The sequence below is a fragment of the Bradyrhizobium iriomotense genome, assembly GCF_018129405.1.
In the GTDB taxonomy this organism is placed as follows: Bacteria; Pseudomonadota; Alphaproteobacteria; order Rhizobiales; family Xanthobacteraceae; genus Bradyrhizobium; species Bradyrhizobium iriomotense_B.
In genome coordinates, this window is record NZ_JAFCLP010000006.1 from 145,263 (window position 1) to 160,302 (window position 15,040).

General features: G+C 64.5%; 17 protein-coding genes. 7 read left to right on the forward strand and 10 right to left on the reverse strand.

Features of this window, described 5'->3' with window-relative positions:
- Positions 1-24: 24 nt before the first annotated feature.
- Positions 25-384 carry a DUF427 domain-containing protein gene (locus JQ592_RS15835; protein WP_211403760.1) on the reverse strand — a complete coding sequence of 120 codons (360 nt, stop codon included), beginning with the start codon at positions 382-384 and terminating at the stop codon, positions 25-27.
- Between the two features lie 197 nt (positions 385-581).
- Here JQ592_RS15835 and JQ592_RS15840 point away from each other — a divergent pair, with 197 nt between their 5' ends.
- Positions 582-818 (forward strand): BolA family protein, encoded by a 237-nt coding sequence (locus JQ592_RS15840; RefSeq protein WP_011088461.1) that lies wholly within the window; start codon positions 582-584, stop codon positions 816-818.
- A gap of 39 nt (positions 819-857) precedes the next feature.
- Positions 858-2,051, forward strand: a complete 1,194-nt coding sequence (locus JQ592_RS15845; protein ID WP_211403761.1) for a low temperature requirement protein A — start codon at positions 858-860, stop codon at positions 2,049-2,051.
- Between the two features lie 235 nt (positions 2,052-2,286).
- On the opposite strand, the gene egtD is transcribed toward JQ592_RS15845, so the two are convergent.
- Complete coding sequence (gene egtD / locus JQ592_RS15850; protein WP_211403762.1) at positions 2,287-3,258, reverse strand: L-histidine N(alpha)-methyltransferase; 972 nt, start codon at positions 3,256-3,258, stop codon at positions 2,287-2,289.
- 50 nt (positions 3,259-3,308) lie between these two features.
- Positions 3,309-4,607: an ergothioneine biosynthesis protein EgtB gene (gene egtB / locus JQ592_RS15855; protein WP_211403928.1), complete on the reverse strand. Its 1,299-nt coding sequence runs from the start codon at positions 4,605-4,607 to the stop codon at positions 3,309-3,311.
- Between the two features lie 284 nt (positions 4,608-4,891).
- Here egtB and grxD point away from each other — a divergent pair, with 284 nt between their 5' ends.
- From grxD to JQ592_RS15875, 4 genes are read left to right on the forward strand one after another with little or no spacing between them, the layout of a single operon-like run.
- A complete protein-coding gene (gene grxD, locus JQ592_RS15860) occupies positions 4,892-5,218 on the forward strand; it encodes a Grx4 family monothiol glutaredoxin (RefSeq protein WP_018647423.1) in 327 nt (108 codons plus the stop codon).
- 4 nt (positions 5,219-5,222) lie between these two features.
- Positions 5,223-5,774, forward strand: a complete 552-nt coding sequence (locus tag JQ592_RS15865; RefSeq protein ID WP_211403763.1) for an O-acetyl-ADP-ribose deacetylase — start codon at positions 5,223-5,225, stop codon at positions 5,772-5,774.
- Positions 5,775-5,820: 46 nt separating this feature from the next.
- Positions 5,821-7,107, forward strand: a complete 1,287-nt coding sequence (locus JQ592_RS15870; RefSeq protein ID WP_211403764.1) for a serine hydrolase domain-containing protein — start codon at positions 5,821-5,823, stop codon at positions 7,105-7,107.
- 1 nt (position 7,108) lies between these two features.
- On the forward strand, positions 7,109-8,365 hold the full coding sequence (locus JQ592_RS15875) for a serine hydrolase domain-containing protein (RefSeq protein ID WP_211403765.1): 1,257 nt from the start codon (positions 7,109-7,111) through the stop codon (positions 8,363-8,365).
- 103 nt (positions 8,366-8,468) lie between these two features.
- Here the strand turns inward: JQ592_RS15875 and JQ592_RS15880 are convergent, their stop codons facing one another.
- The 6 genes from JQ592_RS15880 to murI form a co-directional block, all read right to left on the reverse strand.
- Positions 8,469-9,536: a threonine aldolase family protein gene (locus JQ592_RS15880; RefSeq protein ID WP_211403766.1), complete on the reverse strand. Its 1,068-nt coding sequence runs from the start codon at positions 9,534-9,536 to the stop codon at positions 8,469-8,471.
- A complete protein-coding gene (locus tag JQ592_RS15885) occupies positions 9,536-9,703 on the reverse strand; it encodes a hypothetical protein (protein ID WP_211403767.1) in 168 nt (55 codons plus the stop codon). The genes JQ592_RS15880 and JQ592_RS15885 overlap by 1 nt, the downstream gene beginning before the upstream one ends.
- Positions 9,704-9,815: 112 nt before the next feature.
- On the reverse strand, positions 9,816-10,433 hold the full coding sequence (gene rpsD, locus JQ592_RS15890) for a 30S ribosomal protein S4 (RefSeq protein WP_080140385.1): 618 nt from the start codon (positions 10,431-10,433) through the stop codon (positions 9,816-9,818).
- A 199-nt stretch (positions 10,434-10,632) separates the two neighbouring features.
- Positions 10,633-11,400: an acyltransferase gene (locus JQ592_RS15895; RefSeq protein WP_211403768.1), complete on the reverse strand. Its 768-nt coding sequence runs from the start codon at positions 11,398-11,400 to the stop codon at positions 10,633-10,635.
- A gap of 166 nt (positions 11,401-11,566) precedes the next feature.
- Complete coding sequence (locus tag JQ592_RS15900) at positions 11,567-12,340, reverse strand: HpcH/HpaI aldolase family protein (protein WP_211403769.1); 774 nt, start codon at positions 12,338-12,340, stop codon at positions 11,567-11,569.
- A gap of 61 nt (positions 12,341-12,401) precedes the next feature.
- A complete protein-coding gene (gene murI, locus JQ592_RS15905; protein WP_211403770.1) occupies positions 12,402-13,199 on the reverse strand; it encodes a glutamate racemase in 798 nt (265 codons plus the stop codon).
- A 183-nt stretch (positions 13,200-13,382) separates the two neighbouring features.
- Here murI and JQ592_RS15910 point away from each other — a divergent pair, with 183 nt between their 5' ends.
- Positions 13,383-14,024: a glutathione S-transferase family protein gene (locus tag JQ592_RS15910; RefSeq protein ID WP_211403771.1), complete on the forward strand. Its 642-nt coding sequence runs from the start codon at positions 13,383-13,385 to the stop codon at positions 14,022-14,024.
- Between the two features lie 15 nt (positions 14,025-14,039).
- Here JQ592_RS15910 and JQ592_RS15915 read toward each other — a convergent pair whose 3' ends face one another.
- Positions 14,040-14,945, reverse strand: coding sequence for a LysR family transcriptional regulator (locus JQ592_RS15915; protein WP_211403772.1), 906 nt, complete (start codon positions 14,943-14,945; stop codon positions 14,040-14,042).
- Positions 14,946-15,040: the final 95 nt, after the last annotated feature.

Consider the following 15,040-nt stretch of genomic DNA (forward strand, 5'->3'; position numbering starts at 1 on the left):
CCCCGGCGTCAGAACGCCGTGAACCTAACCCACTTCCTCGATCTTCACCTTGTCCGGATAGAAGGCGAGATGGCCGGTAATCTCGGTCATGGCGGGGAAGGGCGTCTCGTAGGTCCAGATCGCGTTGTCGAGCGTCTCGCCGTCGGCCTTGACGCTGAAGTAGCTCGCGTCCCCCTTGTAGGGGCAATGGGTGATACGGTCGGTGCGCTCCAGCAGCGCCATGTTGGCGTCATCGCGGGGTACATATTGCACCGCCGGATATTTAGCCTCCTTCAGGGTCAGCGCCTTGCTGGTCTCGGCGATCACGATGTTGCCCGCCGTGACGCGGACGCGCCGGGGGTTTTTGGTGATGGTGATGGGGTGGTCCGGCCCTGGAAGCTTCATGATTTCACGCCTTTCCGATCAATCTGCCGCGCGCGGCACTTTGTCGTGCCTTTGTCCCGATGCGATCAGGGATATAGTGCCGGAAAGCGTGACGTAGAAGGCTGTTCACGCTAAGTTTGGCCCGCCGGCCCCGGGGACCCCGGCGAGCGATTCGATGACGAGGCTGCTTTGCAGCCGAGATAAGGAGCTAGACCCGAATGCCCATGGACGCCCACGATATCGAGGCGATGATCAAGGCAGCGATCCCCGATGCCGAGGTGACCATCCGTGACCTCGCCGGCGACGGCGATCACTATGCCGCGACCGTGATCTCGGAATCCTTCCGCGGCAAGTCCCGCGTCCAGCAGCACCAGATCGTCTATCAGTCCCTGCGTGGCCAGATGGGCGGCGTCCTGCATGCGCTGGCGCTGCAAACCGGGGTGCCGGGCACCTGACCTGACGAGCGCCTGATCCGAACGCGCCGGGGAACGACGATGGCTGCCGAGAATTCGCGCGGCGCGATGTTTCGCGTCATCCTGCCGAACCAGCCCAGCCGCGTCACCAACGCCGAGCTGTTCTTCGACCTCGTCTTCGTCTTTGCCGTCACGCAGGTGTCGCACACGCTGCTGCACCATTTCACGCCGCTTGGCGCAGTGCACGTCACGGTGCTGTTCCTCGCGGTGTGGTGGGTGTGGGTCTATACCGCGTGGGTCACCAACTGGCTCAATCCGGATCTGACGCCGGTCCGCATCCTGATCTTCCTGATGATGCTCGGCGGCCTCGTGCTGTCGACGACCATCCCGACCGCCTTCGAGGGGCGGGGCCTGTGGTTCGCCATCGCATACGCAGCCATGCAGGTCGGGCGCACCGCGTTCTGGCTGTTCGCGACCCCGCGCCATCGCACGGCAGTGCGGCACAACGCGATCCGCATCCTGACGTGGCTCTCGATCTCGGCGGTGTTGTGGATCGCGGGTGGTCTTTCCGAGGGAGAGACCCGGCTGTGGCTGTGGATCGCGGCGGTCGCTTGGGAGTATGTCTCGCCGGCGGCGCGCTTCTGGATTCCGAAGCTGGGCTTCTCGTCGGTCGAGGCCTGGGCGGTCGAAGGCAACCACATGGCCGAGCGGTGCTCCCTCTTCGTTATCATCGCGCTGGGCGAGGCCGTCGTGGTCAACGGCGCGACCTTTGCCGAACTGGAGTGGACGGCCGCGAATATCGTGGCCTTCGTCTCGGCGCTGGTCGGCAGCATTGCGATGTGGTGGGTCTATTTCCACAAGGGCGCGGAGGCCGGCTCCGAGCGCATCTCGAAATCCACCGAATCCGGCCGGCTGGCGCGGCTCGCCTACACCTATCTGCACATGCCGATCGTTGCCGGCATCATCCTGACCGCGGTCTCGGACGAGCTGGTGCTGAAGCATCCGACCGGCCATTCCGATCTCCGCACCATCGTGAGCACGATCGGCGGACCCCTGGTGTTCCTGGTCGGCACCATCCTGTTCAAGCATGCGATCCGCGGCTTCCTCCAGCTCTCGCACGGCATCGGCATCATCCTGTTGCTGGCGCTGTGGTGGTTCGCGGCCGACCTCTCGCCGCTCTGGCTCTCGGTCGCGACGAGTGTGATCTTGATCGTGGTGGCGGTGTGGGAGTCGGTGTCGCTGGGATCGAAGAGCGAGGAGGCCGGTGAGCGCTGAGCCGCCGCCGGTCCAACGGCATCGCAAATCGCCTTCTGGAGCGGTCTGAGCGCACGCCTCGTCCTTCGAGACGACGGCTTCGCGGTCTTCTCAGGATGAGGCTAATCGGCATTGGTGCCCGTTGAAACCGCTGCTGCCGCACGCTCCGCCCTCATCCTGAGGAGCCCGCCTAAAGCGGGCGTCTCGAAGGATGCGCCGCAGGGAAATGCTCTCAAATAGCGGGAAGCGGTGGGGATTACTCCGCGACCTCCAGCGCATGCACCGAGAACATCTTCGCCGCGTCGGTCCAGCTCTCACGCACCTGCCAGCCGGCGCCCTGCGCCAGTGCGGCGAAGCGGTCGATGCTGTATTTGTAGCTGTTCTCGGTATGGATGCTTTCGCCCGGCTTGAACGAGAATCTGGTGCCGAGCAGGCGCACGGTCTGGCTCTTCCTGCTGATCAGGTGCATCTCGATGCGGTGCCGCTCGCGATTGTAGATCGCGCGATGGGTGAAGGCGGACAGGTCGAAATTGCCGCCGAGCTCGCGGTTGATCCGCACCAGCACATTGAGGTTGAAGCGCGCAGTGACGCCGGCGGAATCGTTATAGGCGTCGTGCAGCACGCGCTCGTCCTTCTCGAGGTCGGCGCCGATGATCATCTGCGCACCCCGGCCCAGAATCGCACGGGCGCTCTTCAGGAAAGCCTGCGCCTCATGCGGCTCGAAATTGCCGATGGTCGAGCCGGGGAAGAATCCGACCTTGGGCATCGATGCGACCGCCCTGGGCAGTTCGAACGGCGTGGTGAAATCGGCCGCGACCGGATAGATGCCGAGCGAGGGGAAATCCCGCTTCAGGCCGTTCGCCTGCGCCGCCAGGAAATCGCCGGAGATGTCGACGGGTACATAGGCCGCGAACTTGCAGTGGCCCAGCAGCAGGCGAACCTTCGTGGTCGCGCCCGCCCCGAACTCGACCAGCGCCGCATGTTCGGGAATGATCTTGTCGATCTCGCTGCCGCGCTCCTTCAGGATCGATAGCTCGGTGCGCGTCGGGTAATATTCCGGCAGGCGCGTGATGGCCTCGAACAGCTCCGATCCCGTCGCATCGTAGAAATATTTCGGCGACAGCTTCTTCGGCTGCTGCGAGAGGTCCTCGATGGCCTCACGGGCGAAGGCGGTGGTCTGCTCGTCGGGGAGATGGGCTTCGGCCAAAGCGCTGGCGTGCACATTCATGATACTCTCCTGAACGCGCTGTCCGGCGCGCATTTGTCGTCGGATGAGAATTAGTCGTAGTCGGCGAGCCGCAGTCCCGTGAACTGCCAGCGGTGGTGCGGATAGAAGAAGTTGCGATAAGTGATACGGCTGTGGTCCTCCGGAGTTGCAAGCGAGGAGCCGCGCAGAACCAATTGGTTGACCATGAACTTGCCGTTGTACTCGCCGAGCGCGCCTTCGATGGCGCGATAGCCGGGGTAGGGCGAGTAGGAGCTGCGGGTCCACTGCCAGACGATGCCGAATGCGTCATTGAGCTGCCTGGTGCGGGCCGCGACCTCCCATTCAATCTCGGTCGGGAGATGCTTGCCGGCCCAGCGCGCGAACGCATCCGCCTCGTAATAGCTGACATGGCAGACCGGCGCGTCGGGATCGACCGGCTTGAGGCCCGCGAGCGTCATCACCTGCCATGCGCCGTTGACCTCGCGCCAATAACCCGGGGCCTGCCAGTCTTCCTTGCTGGCCGCGGCAAAGCCGTCCATCAGCCACAGCGTTGCGGTCCGGTAACCGCCGTCGCGCATGAAGGCGAGCCATTCGCCATTGGTGACGAGATTGCGGGCGACCTTGACAGGGCCGACGAGCGCGCGATGGGCGGGCTTCTCGTTGTCGAAATGGAAGCTGTCATCGACATGGCCGACGGTGTGGATGCCTTCGTTGAGCGTCAGCCAGTCGTCGCCGGTACGCGTCGCCGCCGGGAAGCGCCAGGCCGGATCGTAGGCCGGATAGACCGGATTCTGCGCGAAGGCGTGCAGGATGTCGGTGAACATCAATTCCTGATGCTGCTGCTCATGATTGAGCCCGACCTCGACCAGCGGCGCCAGGGCCAGGAGCTTGTCATCGCTCGCTTCGCGAAAGAATTTGACGACGGCAGCATCGACATGTCTGCGATAGGCGCCGACCTCGTCCGCGCTGGGACGGGTGATGTCGCCGCGATGGTTGCGGGCATGACGCGGGCCGGCACTGACGTAATAGGAATTGAACAGGAATGCGAAATCGGGGTGAAAGGGTCGGTAGCCAGGAGCGTGCTCGCCGAGCAAGAATTGCTCCCAGAACCAGGTGGTGTGGGCCCGGTGCCATTTCGCAGGGCTCGCATCGGGCATGGATTGGATCTGCTGGTCCTCGGGCGACAGCGGTGCGGCCCGGTTTTCGGTCTCGTTGCGAACCGCGAGAAACGCCTCTTCCAGCCGCCGGGCGAGGCTGCCCTGGTCGGAGGATGGTGACGAAAGCGCGGGGGCGGCCGTAGCGGAGGCTGGTTTCGTCACGTTTTTCTCCAGACAGGACAAGAGAACGTTGTTGGCGTTGCCGGGTTCCAAAACCAAGGTTCGTCCTAGATAGGGGCTCCGTTACGGTATGAAAGTCCTCCCCGGCGATGATATTCGTGTCATCATGCAATGGACCGGCGCTGCCGGGGCCGGCCGCCCGAGGCCAGGAGAAGGCCAGGAGAAGCCCGGGACAAGGGCCGGGACAGCGACCGTTCGCCGCCATTTTACTTTGGATGCACAACGGTTTGGGCTACATATATAGGCAGGTATCGGGTTAAATCGGCTGAGCCGGCCCGAAGCAATTGGTGAGGGCTCTGCCCCAGAAGGACACGGATATGAGCATCGCGGAATTCATCGACAATGAAGTGAAGTCGAACGACGTGGTTCTGTTCATGAAGGGGACGCCGCAATTTCCGCAGTGCGGTTTCTCCGGCCAGGTCGTCCAGATCCTCGACCATATCGGTGTCGGCTATAAGGGCCTCAACGTTCTCGAATCCGCCGAGCTGCGTAACGGCATCAAGGAATACTCGAACTGGCCGACCATCCCGCAGCTCTATGTAAAGGGCGAATTCATCGGCGGCTGCGACATCGTCCGCGAGATGTTCCAGGCCGGCGAATTGCAGCAGCTCTTCTCCGAGAAGGGCGTCGTCGTCGCGGCCTAAAGGCGTGACCGTGCTGTCGCGCCGGATTGGCGGCGCGGAGCTCGACGTCCTCGTCGCCGACATCACCACACTGAGCGTTGACGCCATCGTCAACGCAGCCAACACGTCGCTCCTTGGCGGGGGCGGCGTGGATGGCGCGATCCATCGCGCGGCCGGGCCCGAGCTTCTCGCTGAATGCCAGATGCTCCACGGCTGCAAGACCGGCGATGCCAAGATCACCAAGGGCTATCGGCTCAAGGCCGCCCATGTGATCCACACCGCCGGGCCGGTCTGGAACGGCGGGACCCTCGGCGAGGACGATCTGCTTGCCTCCTGCTATCGCCGTTCAATGGAGCTGTGCGGCAAGCACGAACTGACCTCGGTGGCATTCCCAGCGATTTCCACCGGCATTTATCGCTTTCCTGCCGACCGGGCCGCCGAAATCGCGGTGCGCACGACGATCGAAGGGCTCGCCGCCGCCCCGTCCGTTGCCCGCGTGGTGTTCTGCTGCTTCGCCGAGCCTAGCGCCAAACTCCATGCCGGGGCGCTGGCGCGGTACGGCAGCCCTTGTGCCTGATGACGCGGTCAGTACACTCCGCCGGACCATGTTCCGGGGAGGGGATATGAATTTTCATTTTGGACTGCGCCCATTTGTCTATGGCGCATTGTTATCGCTCGGCGTGATGTCGCTGGCGCGGGCGGAGGGCACCTACGAGATTCCGGCCGGCGCGCATTTCAACCAGGACAAGCTCTTGAGGATCAGTGACTTCTTCAAGAACGAGGTCGCGACCGGCAAGATCGCCGGCGCAACCGTGCTGATCCAGCAGCACGGCAAGCCGGTCTACCACGAAGCCTTCGGCGTACAGGACGTGGTCAGCAAGGCGCCGATCACGGACAAGACCATCTTCCGCCTGTTCTCGATGACCAAGGCGATCACGTCCGTCGTCGCGGTGCAGTTGATCGAGGACGGCAAGATCAAGCTGGATGATCCCGTCTCGAAATACATTCCGTCCTTCGCCAATGTGAAGGTCGGCGTCGAGAAGAAGGCCGAGGACGGCACCAAGTCGCTCGAGCTCGTGCCGCCCACGCGGCCGATCACAGTGCTCGACCTGATGCGTCACACCTCCGGCATCACCTATGGCTTCTATGGCGACAGCCTGGTGCGCAAGGCCTATCGCGAGGCCAATCTTTATGCCGGCGATTTCGACCTCGCCGAGTTTGCCGAGCGCATCGCAAAGCTGCCCCTGCACAACCAGCCGGGCGCGCTCTGGCAATACGGCCATTCCACCGACATCCTGGCGCGCGTAATGGAGATCGCGGCTGGCAAGCCGCTGATTGATATCATGCAGGAGAAGCTGCTCACTCCGCTCGGCATGGTCGACACCGGCTTCTTCGTCACCGATCCCGAGAAGCAGAAGCTGCTGGCACAGCCGGTGCCGAATGACGCCGATTTCCGCGTCGGCCGCATCAACGATCCGACGGCGGTCAAGAAGATCATGTTCGCCAGCGGCGGCATGGTCACGACCATGGCGGACTACAGGCGCTTTGCGCAGATGCTGCTCAATGGCGGCAGTCTTGACGGCAAGACCATCCTCAAGCCCGAGACGTTCAAGCTGATGGTGACCGATCAGATCGGCCCGGGCTCCGGCGTCGACCGCGATTATTTCTACTTCCCCGGCGACGGTTTCGGCTTCGGCCTCGGGCTTGCGGTCCGCACCGACCCCGGCAACGCAAAACCGCCGCCGCCCGGCGATCTCGGTGAACTGAAATGGGACGGCGCCTCCGGCTGCTATTTCGTGATCGACCCCAAGCAGGACATGTTCTTCGTCCTGCTGGAGCAGACCCCGACCGAGCGCCAGCGCGTGCAGCGGACGCTGAAGCTGCTGGTCTATGAAGCCATGGAGAACTGACATGGGCGGGCGCCGCGCGCTGATCGCGGCGCTCGTTATTCTGTTTGCCGCGATCGGTGCGAAGGCAGGCGCGGAGGAACGCCCCGCACGGAGCTTCTCGCCGGAGGGACTGGCGAAGGTCTCCGACTACATCAGGAACGAGGTTGCGACCGGCAAGATTCCCGGGGCCATCCTGCTGCTCCAGCAGCACGGCAGGTCGGTCTATTACGAAAATTTTGGCGTTCGCGACGTCGCGACCGGGATACCGATGAGTGCGGACACGATCTTCCGCCTCTATTCGATGTCCAAGCCCGTCACCTCGGTCATGGTGATGATGCTGGTCGAGGAGGGCAAGCTTTCGCTCGACGATCCCGTCGCAAAATTCATTCCGGCCTTTGCCGGCATGAAGGTCGGCGTCGAGGCGAAGGCTGGGGGCAGCAAGATTGCGCTGGCGCCGCAGGCGCGGCCGGTCACGATCGAGGATCTTCTGCGCCACACTTCCGGGCTGCCTTACGGCTTTTCCGGCGGCGGGCCGGTGCGCGAGCTCTACGCAGCGGCCAACCTCTTCAACAGCGATCTTTCCAACGCCGACTTCGTCGCGAAGCTCACCACGCTGCCGCTTGCCGAGCAGCCGGGCACGCTGTGGGACTACGGCTTCTCCACCGACGTGCTCGGTCGCGTCATCGAAGTGATCTCGGGCAAGACGCTGCTCCAGTTCGAAAGGGAGCGGCTGCTCGATCCGCTCGGCATGAGCGAGACGGCGTTCTACGTCACCTATCCCGCCAAATTTCCGCGCATTGCCGAGCCGATGCCGGACGACCGCAACATCAATCCAACGACGCCGGTCCGCGACATCAGACGTCCGGTGAAATGGGAATCGGGCGGCGCCGGCATGGTCGGCACGATCGGCGACTACGCCCGCTTCGTGCAGATGCTGCTCAACGGCGGCACCTATGAAGGTCGGCGCTATCTCAAGCCCGAGACCATCGCACTGATGGCGTCGGATCATTGCGGCCCGGAGACCAGAATCGCGCGCGATCAGAACTATTATCCGGGCGGCAACTCCGGCTTCGGCCTCGGCTTCGCGGTGCGTACCTCGGTGCCTTCAGGGACGTCATGGCCGCTGGGCGAATACCGCTGGGACGGGGTCGGCGGCACGTTCTTCTTCATCGATCCCGAAGATGACTTGTTCGGGATCTTCATGGTGCAGACCCCCTCGCAGCGCGGCCGGATTCAATTGGCGCTGAAGACGCTGATCTATCAGGCGATGGGGCGGTGAGCGCGGGCGCGCTTCGTAGCCCGGATGAGCGAAGCGACATCCGGGATCTTTGCGAGATAGGTCCCGGGTATCGCTGCGCTCACCCGGGCTACGAGACCGTATCTTACGCCCCGCGCACGATCTCGCGGACGTATCCGATCGTCTCCTCGACTTGGGCCGCATTGACGTCGAGATGGGTGCAGGCGCGGATGCGGCCGTCCATCATCGCCAGCGTCACGCCGCGCTGGCGCAGCGCAGCGACCATCTTGTCGCCGGGAATGCCGGCGCCGTCGGGCTTGAAGAACACGAGATTGGTCTCGGGCTCCTGCACCTCGATGCCGGAGATCTGCGACAGCCCGCGGGCGAGCGCGCGTGCATTCGCGTGGTCGTCGGCGAGGCGATCGACGTGATGGTCGAGCGCATAGATGCAGGCGGCGGCACAGATGCCGGCCTGCCGCATCGAGCCGCCGAGGCGCTGCTTCCACTGCCAGACCGCGTCGATGAAGGCGCGCGTGCCTGCGAGCACGCCGCCGATCGGCGCGCCCAGTCCCTTGGAGAAGTCGATCCAGGCCGAATCCCAGCCCGCGGTCATGTCGCGTGGAGAAATGCCGCTGGCGACGGTGGCGTTGAGCAGGCGCGCGCCGTCCATGTGGGTGACGAGGCCGTGTTGTTTCGCGATCGCGACGATCTCGTCGAGCGCCGCCTTCTTCCAGATCGTGCCGCCGCCGATATTGGCGGTCTGCTCGACGCTGACGACGGTCTGCGGCGGCTGGTAGCGCGTGCGCGGATGCAGGGCTTTCCGAAACGTCTCCGGCGTGAACTGGCCGTCGGGCCCTTTCAGCTGCGTGACCTGGAAGCCGCCGATCGCGGCATGCGCGCCGCCTTCGCGGGCGATGATGTGCGCGGTCTCATGCGCCAAAATCTCGTCGCCGGGACGGCAATGCACCAGCGTCGCAGTCACATTGCACATCGTGCCCGACGGCATGTAGACGGCAGCTTCCTTGCCGAGCAAATCCGCAACGCGCTCGCACAGCGCGTTCACGGTCGGATCGTCGCCGACCTGTTCGTCACCGACCTCCGCCCGCGCCATCGCCTCGCGCATCCCAGACGTCGGCTTGGTCTGCGTGTCCGACAACAGATTGATGCGCACCGGCGGCGCCTTGGGATCGATCGGGGGAGGGGTGTAGAGCATCACAGACCGTGCTTTTTCCACATGGCGCGAACTTCATCGGCAGTGGCTAATTCGCCGCGGGCGATTTCAGCCTCTGCTTCTGCCAATTCGGCCTCTTCTGTTGTTGTTAGTTGGAGAGGAGGCCGATCATCCACCTTGTTCAGAGGTTCGCCGAGAAGACGCGTCATGATCAGCTCCACCGCGCGATCATAGCACAAGTGGATCGGCACATGGGAATGGCCGGCTCAAACAAAAAGGCCCCGGAAACCGGGGCCTTTGAATGTCGTTCTGCCGAGCCTATCAGCGCGAATAGAATTCGACGACCAGATGCGGCTCCATCTGCACCGGGAACGGCACGTCGGAGAGGCCGGGGATGCGCGTGTACTTCGCGGTCATCTTGCCGTGGTCGACTTCGAGATAGTCGGGGGTGTCGCGCTCGGGAAGCTGGCTGGCTTCGAGCACGTGGGCGAGTTGCTTGGAGGCTTCCTTGACCTCGATCACGTCGCCGACCTTGAGCTGATAGCTCGAGATGTTGACCTTGCGGCCGTTCACCTTGATGTGGCCGTGGTTGATGAACTGGCGCGCGGCGAAGATCGTGGAGACGAACTTGGCGCGGTACACGACCGCGTCGAGACGGCGCTCCAGCAGGCCGATCAGGTTCTCGCCGGTGTCACCCTTGAGGCGGCTCGCCTCGACATAGATGCCGTGGAACTGGCGCTCGGAAATGTTGGCGTAGTAGCCCTTCAGCTTCTGCTTGGCGCGGAGCTGCACGCCGAAGTCGGAGAGCTTGCCTTTGCGGCGCTGGCCATGCTGGCCGGGGCCATACTCGCGGCGGTTCACGGGGCTCTTCGGGCGGCCCCAGATGTTCTGGCCCATACGGCGATCGATCTTGTACTTCGCCTCACTGCGCTTAGTCATCGCGTCCTCTTCGGTTGCATGGTTTGAGGAAACGCGCCCTCCTGTGTGACGGGGCAGGCCCGGCACCGACAGGTCCGATCCCCAAAGCTTAAGGGACAGGACCACGGGTCGCGAAACGCTTCGCGGGCCGAAATCGGCCCGCGAGCAGGCGGCTTTTAGGGGAGTTTGGGGTTCGCTGTCAATGCGAATGGCCCCGGAATCAGGTCCTGACTGCCCGGATCGGCTTTGGCCCAGCCGCCCGCAATTCGGCAGCGATTTCAGTGTTCAGGACCTGTTCCAGCCGGGTCAGGACCCGGGCCATGGGGGCCGCGTCGGTGACCCGGTGATCCCAGCGGATTACGACATGGATGGTCTGGTCGGGGGCGACCAGCCCATAGCTGATGATGAAGGGGCCCGGCGTGATCGGGTGGAGCTCGCCGCCGCCATAGGCGGCCACCGAGCTCACCGCAAAGCTGCCGAACCAATTGCCGCGCTGCCGGCCGAAATTCAGCCCCACGGCCCAGGACAGCCGCCGTAGCGGCAGCGGCAGGCGGGTCGCTCGCATGATCTTGCGGAACATCGGGACGTCCTCGATCGGGGCCGTCTTGGCGCGGCGGATCTCGGCGTCGACCTGGACCAGCGGCAGGGCCTCCGGGGCTGCGATTCGCTGCGGCAGCACGCATTCCTCGCCGGCCTCGACCCGGGCGATCGCCACCGACGCCACGCTGATGGGCAGCTCATAGAGCGAGGGCCAGGGCCATTTGGCGTAGACAGTGCGCAGGACCGGCTCGTCCCTGGCGACGATGGCGAAAGCCTTGACGAACATCGCGGCCCAGCCGGCCGGTGCCATCGTACCTGCGCGGGCCTCCAGCAGGGCGCGAATATCGAGCGTACGGGAGAGCGAGACGAACGGCACGTCCATCGACGCGCGCATGAGGTCGCAGATCAGGCGGCGCGGCAGCGAAATGGTCTTGGGCGTCCCGCGCATCGCTCTTTTCGGTTCCCGCGGATGAAAATATGGGCAGCGAGCGGGTTCCCGCTCGCTGCCTGCTCTAGCACGAACCAACCCGCTTGGGGCCGGTCGGTTCGCCGCATCAGGGCGCCGCGCCGACCCTAGCAGCGCGCCAGTTCCCGGCAAGGTGGTAATCGGCTGCTCAGCGCCTGATCCCGTCGAACGCCGCCATGATGCCGCGCTGGAACAGCGACCAGTCGAAGCCGAGCGCGATCGCGCGGTAGCCGCGGTCGATCAGGGCATTGGCCTGGTCGGCGGTACGGGCCACGCCGCCGATCGGCACGCCGCTTTTGAGGATGCCCGCCTCGGCGCGCGCGACCAGCGCCAATAGCTCCGGGTCGTCCATCTGGCCGCGCTTGTTGATGGACGTTGCGAGATCGCCGGGGCCGATCACCGCGACGTCGATGCCGGGTGTTGCCATGATCTCGTCGATGCGGTTGACGGCCTCGACATGCTCGATGGTGACCATGCAGATCATCTCGTCGTCGGCAGAGGCCATGTATTCAGGCATCGACTGGCCCCAGCGGAACGGCGCGTGGAATGGACCCCAGAGACGGTCGCCGCGCGGCGGATAACGCACGCTGCGTACCGCCTTCTCGGCATCGGCGCGATTGGTGATCATCGGAAAATTGATGCCGAAGGCGCCGATGTCCATCGGCGCTTTCGCAAGCCACGGCTCGTTCGCCGCGATCCGCACCAAGGGCGTGCACGGCGTACCCGTCGTCGCGGCGATCATCGCATGCGCTTCGGTGAGCCCGATCGGTCCGTGCTCGAGATCGACGATGATCCAGTCCAGCGAGCGCGCCATGATCTGCACCAGCTGCACGCTCGGGATGGTCGCGATCGCACCGAACGCGGGGCGGCCCTCGCTCCACAATTGGCGGAGGCGATTGAACGGCTTTGCGGGGACCGACATGTGATGACCTGCGCAGAGATGATGACGGCGGAGCCTAGCAGCGCATCGTCGATGCGGAAAGTCAGGCCAGCGCGCGCCCGCCGAAGAACGGCGTCAGCGTGGCGCTGAGGCCATGCGCGCGGTTCGAGGTGAAGATCATCTCGGCGCCGGACTGCGCGATGGCGCAGGTAGACGCACCCAGCAGGTCCGAGACGCGGCGGGCGATCGCCGGTGCCGGGTCGATCCAGTCGACCGGCCAGGGCGCGAGCTTGGTCAACCGGTCGAGCAGCAGCGGGTAATGCGTGCAGGCCAGCACCACGGTGTCGGTGCGGGCACTCGCGTCCCCGGCATCGCCGACGAAGCAGGGCGCGAGCTCGGCGCGGATGGCGTCGTCACTGATGGGATGGCCACTGAGCTCGGCTTCGGCCAGCGAGGCAAGCTCGGGCGAGCCGACCAGCGTTACCTCGCATCCCTGTGCGAAATCGCGGATCAGCGCCTTGGTGTATTCGCGCTTCACGGTGCCCTTGGTGCCGAGCACCGAGACGCGGCGGGTCTTCGACTGCGCGCAGGCCGGCTTGATCGCCGGCACCGTGCCGACGAAGGGCAGGGAATAAGCGGCGCGCAGGTGCGATAGGACCAGGGTGGAGGCCGTGTTGCAGGCGATGACGGCGAGGTCGGGATCATGGGTGCCGATCAGTTCACCCATCAGCGGCACGACGCGGGCGATGATCTCGTCCTCGCTGTGATGGCCGTAGGGGAAGAAGGCATCGTCGGCGACGTAGACGTAGTGCGCGTCCGGGCGCGCGGCCACGACCTCACGGAGCACCGTGAGCCCGCCAAGGCCGGAATCGAATACCAGGATCGTCGGGGAATTGGTCACGTCACTACCCTAGCCCGCCATGGTTACCATTCGGTTTTTAGGGCGATTTTGCGGCGGAGCTGCCTGGGGCCGATCTGGAGGGGTTGAATGTGCCGGGGCATCTCCGCAAAATTCCGGGAAGCCCGCCATCACGAAGTATGACGCGGCGCCACAGTGCTCCAGTTTGCGGTCGCAGGAGGCCTCATGCTCACCGTCCATCATCTCGGCAAGTCGCAGTCCGAGCGCATCGTCTGGCTGTGCGAAGAGCTGGAAATCCCCTACGCGCTGCGGCGCTATACCCGCGATCCCGTCACCATGCTGGCGCCGCCCGACTACAAGGCGCTGCACCCGATCGGGGCGGCGCCCGTCATCACCGATGGCGATCTCGTGCTCGCCGAATCCGGTGCCATCGTCGACTACATCATGGCGAAGCACGGCAACGGCCGTCTCGTGCTCGGCCCGGACGATCCTGATTTCGCGCAGTTCCTGTACTGGTTTCACTTCGCCAACGGCACGCTGCAGGCCGGCATGGGCCGGCTGATGATCCTGAACCGCCTCAAGCTCGCCGAGGACAATCCGATGCTGGCGGCGATCAGGACGCGCGTCGACCGCGCCTTCGATCTGGTCGATGCGCGCGTTCGCGATGCCGAGTATCTCGCGGGGAAGGCCTTCACCACCGCCGACATCATGATGGGCTTCTCGCTCACCACGATGCGCTACTTCCAGCCTTACGATCTCCAGCGCTGTCCGAACATGGTCAAATATCTCGGGCGCATTGGTGCGCGTCCCGCCTACCGCCGGGCGATGGAGAAGGGCGATCCCGGCATGGCGCTGCTCTTGAGCTGAGCCGCCATGGCGAGGTCAGTGCGCCATATGTTTGGTCGCGCGCTCGATCAAGTCGCTCAGCCTCGAGACGAATTTCGCGAGAATCGGTGAGGCATTCGTTTTGTGATAGCCGACGACGAGATCGATCGTCGGCGCCTTGCCCTTGAGCGGACGGCTGACGACGGACCACGGCAGGAAGTTCTTGACGTAACCCGGTAGCAGCGCGAAGCCGCGGGTTGAGGCCACCATCGACACCGCCATCGCGATGTTGTCGGCGTCGTGCGCCGTCGCGATCGGCAGGCCGCTTGCGCGAACATAGCCGTTGATGATCTTGAGGAGCTCGGGAGCGGTGTTGGAGACGTTGACGAAGGGCGTTCCCTCCAGCTTGGCGAGGTCGATGCAGTCGAACTTGGCAAGGCGATGGTCGCTCGGGAGCACTGCGACCAGCGCCTCCTCGATCACGGTCTTGTAGACGAGATCCGTGGAGTTCGCCTCGCGCCGCATGAAGGCGAGGTCGAGATTTCCGCGTGTCAGGCCCTCGGCCAGCACCGGCGAAAAATCGCTCGTCACTGTGACGTCGATGTTCGGCAGTTCGTCGCGCAGCACGCGCATCGCCTCCGGCAGCCAGTCGATCTCCTGACCGGTGAGGAAGCCGAGCGCAAAGCGTGATTTCTCGGGGCGGCCGGCGCGCCGCGCCGCTTCGATCGCTGCATCGGCCTGCGTCAGTGCAAGGCGCGCGTGATCAAGGAAGGCCTTCCCCGCGGTCGTCAGTTCGACACCGTGCACGCTGCGTGCAAAGAGCGGGACGCCGACCTCGTATTCGAGATCGCGGATCTGACGGCTGAGCGAAGGCTGCGCGGTGTGCAGCCGCTTCTCGGCGGCGACCGTCAGGCTGCCTTCCTCGGCCACGGCGATGAAATAGCGGAGATGGCGCAACTCCATGAAGCATACCTCCTGGGTATGCCCCGGAGCTTACAAAGTCTTTTTCAAAGCCGCCAGCCTGCACCAAATAGCACTCCAGCAAAGGGCGCCGCGCC

What these genes read in the sequence shown, in the direction of transcription:
- JQ592_RS15835 (WP_211403760.1), bottom strand. Translation starts at nt 384, where the DNA reads ATGAAGCTTCCAGGGCCGGACCACCCCATCACCATCACCAAAAACCCC.
- JQ592_RS15840 (WP_011088461.1), top strand. Translation starts at nt 582, where the DNA reads ATGCCCATGGACGCCCACGATATCGAGGCGATGATCAAGGCAGCGATC.
- JQ592_RS15845 (WP_211403761.1), top strand. Translation starts at nt 858, where the DNA reads ATGGCTGCCGAGAATTCGCGCGGCGCGATGTTTCGCGTCATCCTGCCG.
- egtD (WP_211403762.1), bottom strand. Translation starts at nt 3,258, where the DNA reads ATGAATGTGCACGCCAGCGCTTTGGCCGAAGCCCATCTCCCCGACGAG.
- grxD (WP_018647423.1), top strand. Translation starts at nt 4,892, where the DNA reads ATGAGCATCGCGGAATTCATCGACAATGAAGTGAAGTCGAACGACGTG.
- JQ592_RS15870 (WP_211403764.1), top strand. Translation starts at nt 5,821, where the DNA reads ATGAATTTTCATTTTGGACTGCGCCCATTTGTCTATGGCGCATTGTTA.
- JQ592_RS15875 (WP_211403765.1), top strand. Translation starts at nt 7,109, where the DNA reads ATGGGCGGGCGCCGCGCGCTGATCGCGGCGCTCGTTATTCTGTTTGCC.
- JQ592_RS15880 (WP_211403766.1), bottom strand. Translation starts at nt 9,536, where the DNA reads ATGCTCTACACCCCTCCCCCGATCGATCCCAAGGCGCCGCCGGTGCGC.
- JQ592_RS15885 (WP_211403767.1), bottom strand. Translation starts at nt 9,703, where the DNA reads ATGACGCGTCTTCTCGGCGAACCTCTGAACAAGGTGGATGATCGGCCT.
- rpsD (WP_080140385.1), bottom strand. Translation starts at nt 10,433, where the DNA reads ATGACTAAGCGCAGTGAGGCGAAGTACAAGATCGATCGCCGTATGGGC.
- JQ592_RS15895 (WP_211403768.1), bottom strand. Translation starts at nt 11,400, where the DNA reads ATGCGCGGGACGCCCAAGACCATTTCGCTGCCGCGCCGCCTGATCTGC.
- JQ592_RS15900 (WP_211403769.1), bottom strand. Translation starts at nt 12,340, where the DNA reads ATGTCGGTCCCCGCAAAGCCGTTCAATCGCCTCCGCCAATTGTGGAGC.
- JQ592_RS15910 (WP_211403771.1), top strand. Translation starts at nt 13,383, where the DNA reads ATGCTCACCGTCCATCATCTCGGCAAGTCGCAGTCCGAGCGCATCGTC.
- JQ592_RS15915 (WP_211403772.1), bottom strand. Translation starts at nt 14,945, where the DNA reads ATGGAGTTGCGCCATCTCCGCTATTTCATCGCCGTGGCCGAGGAAGGC.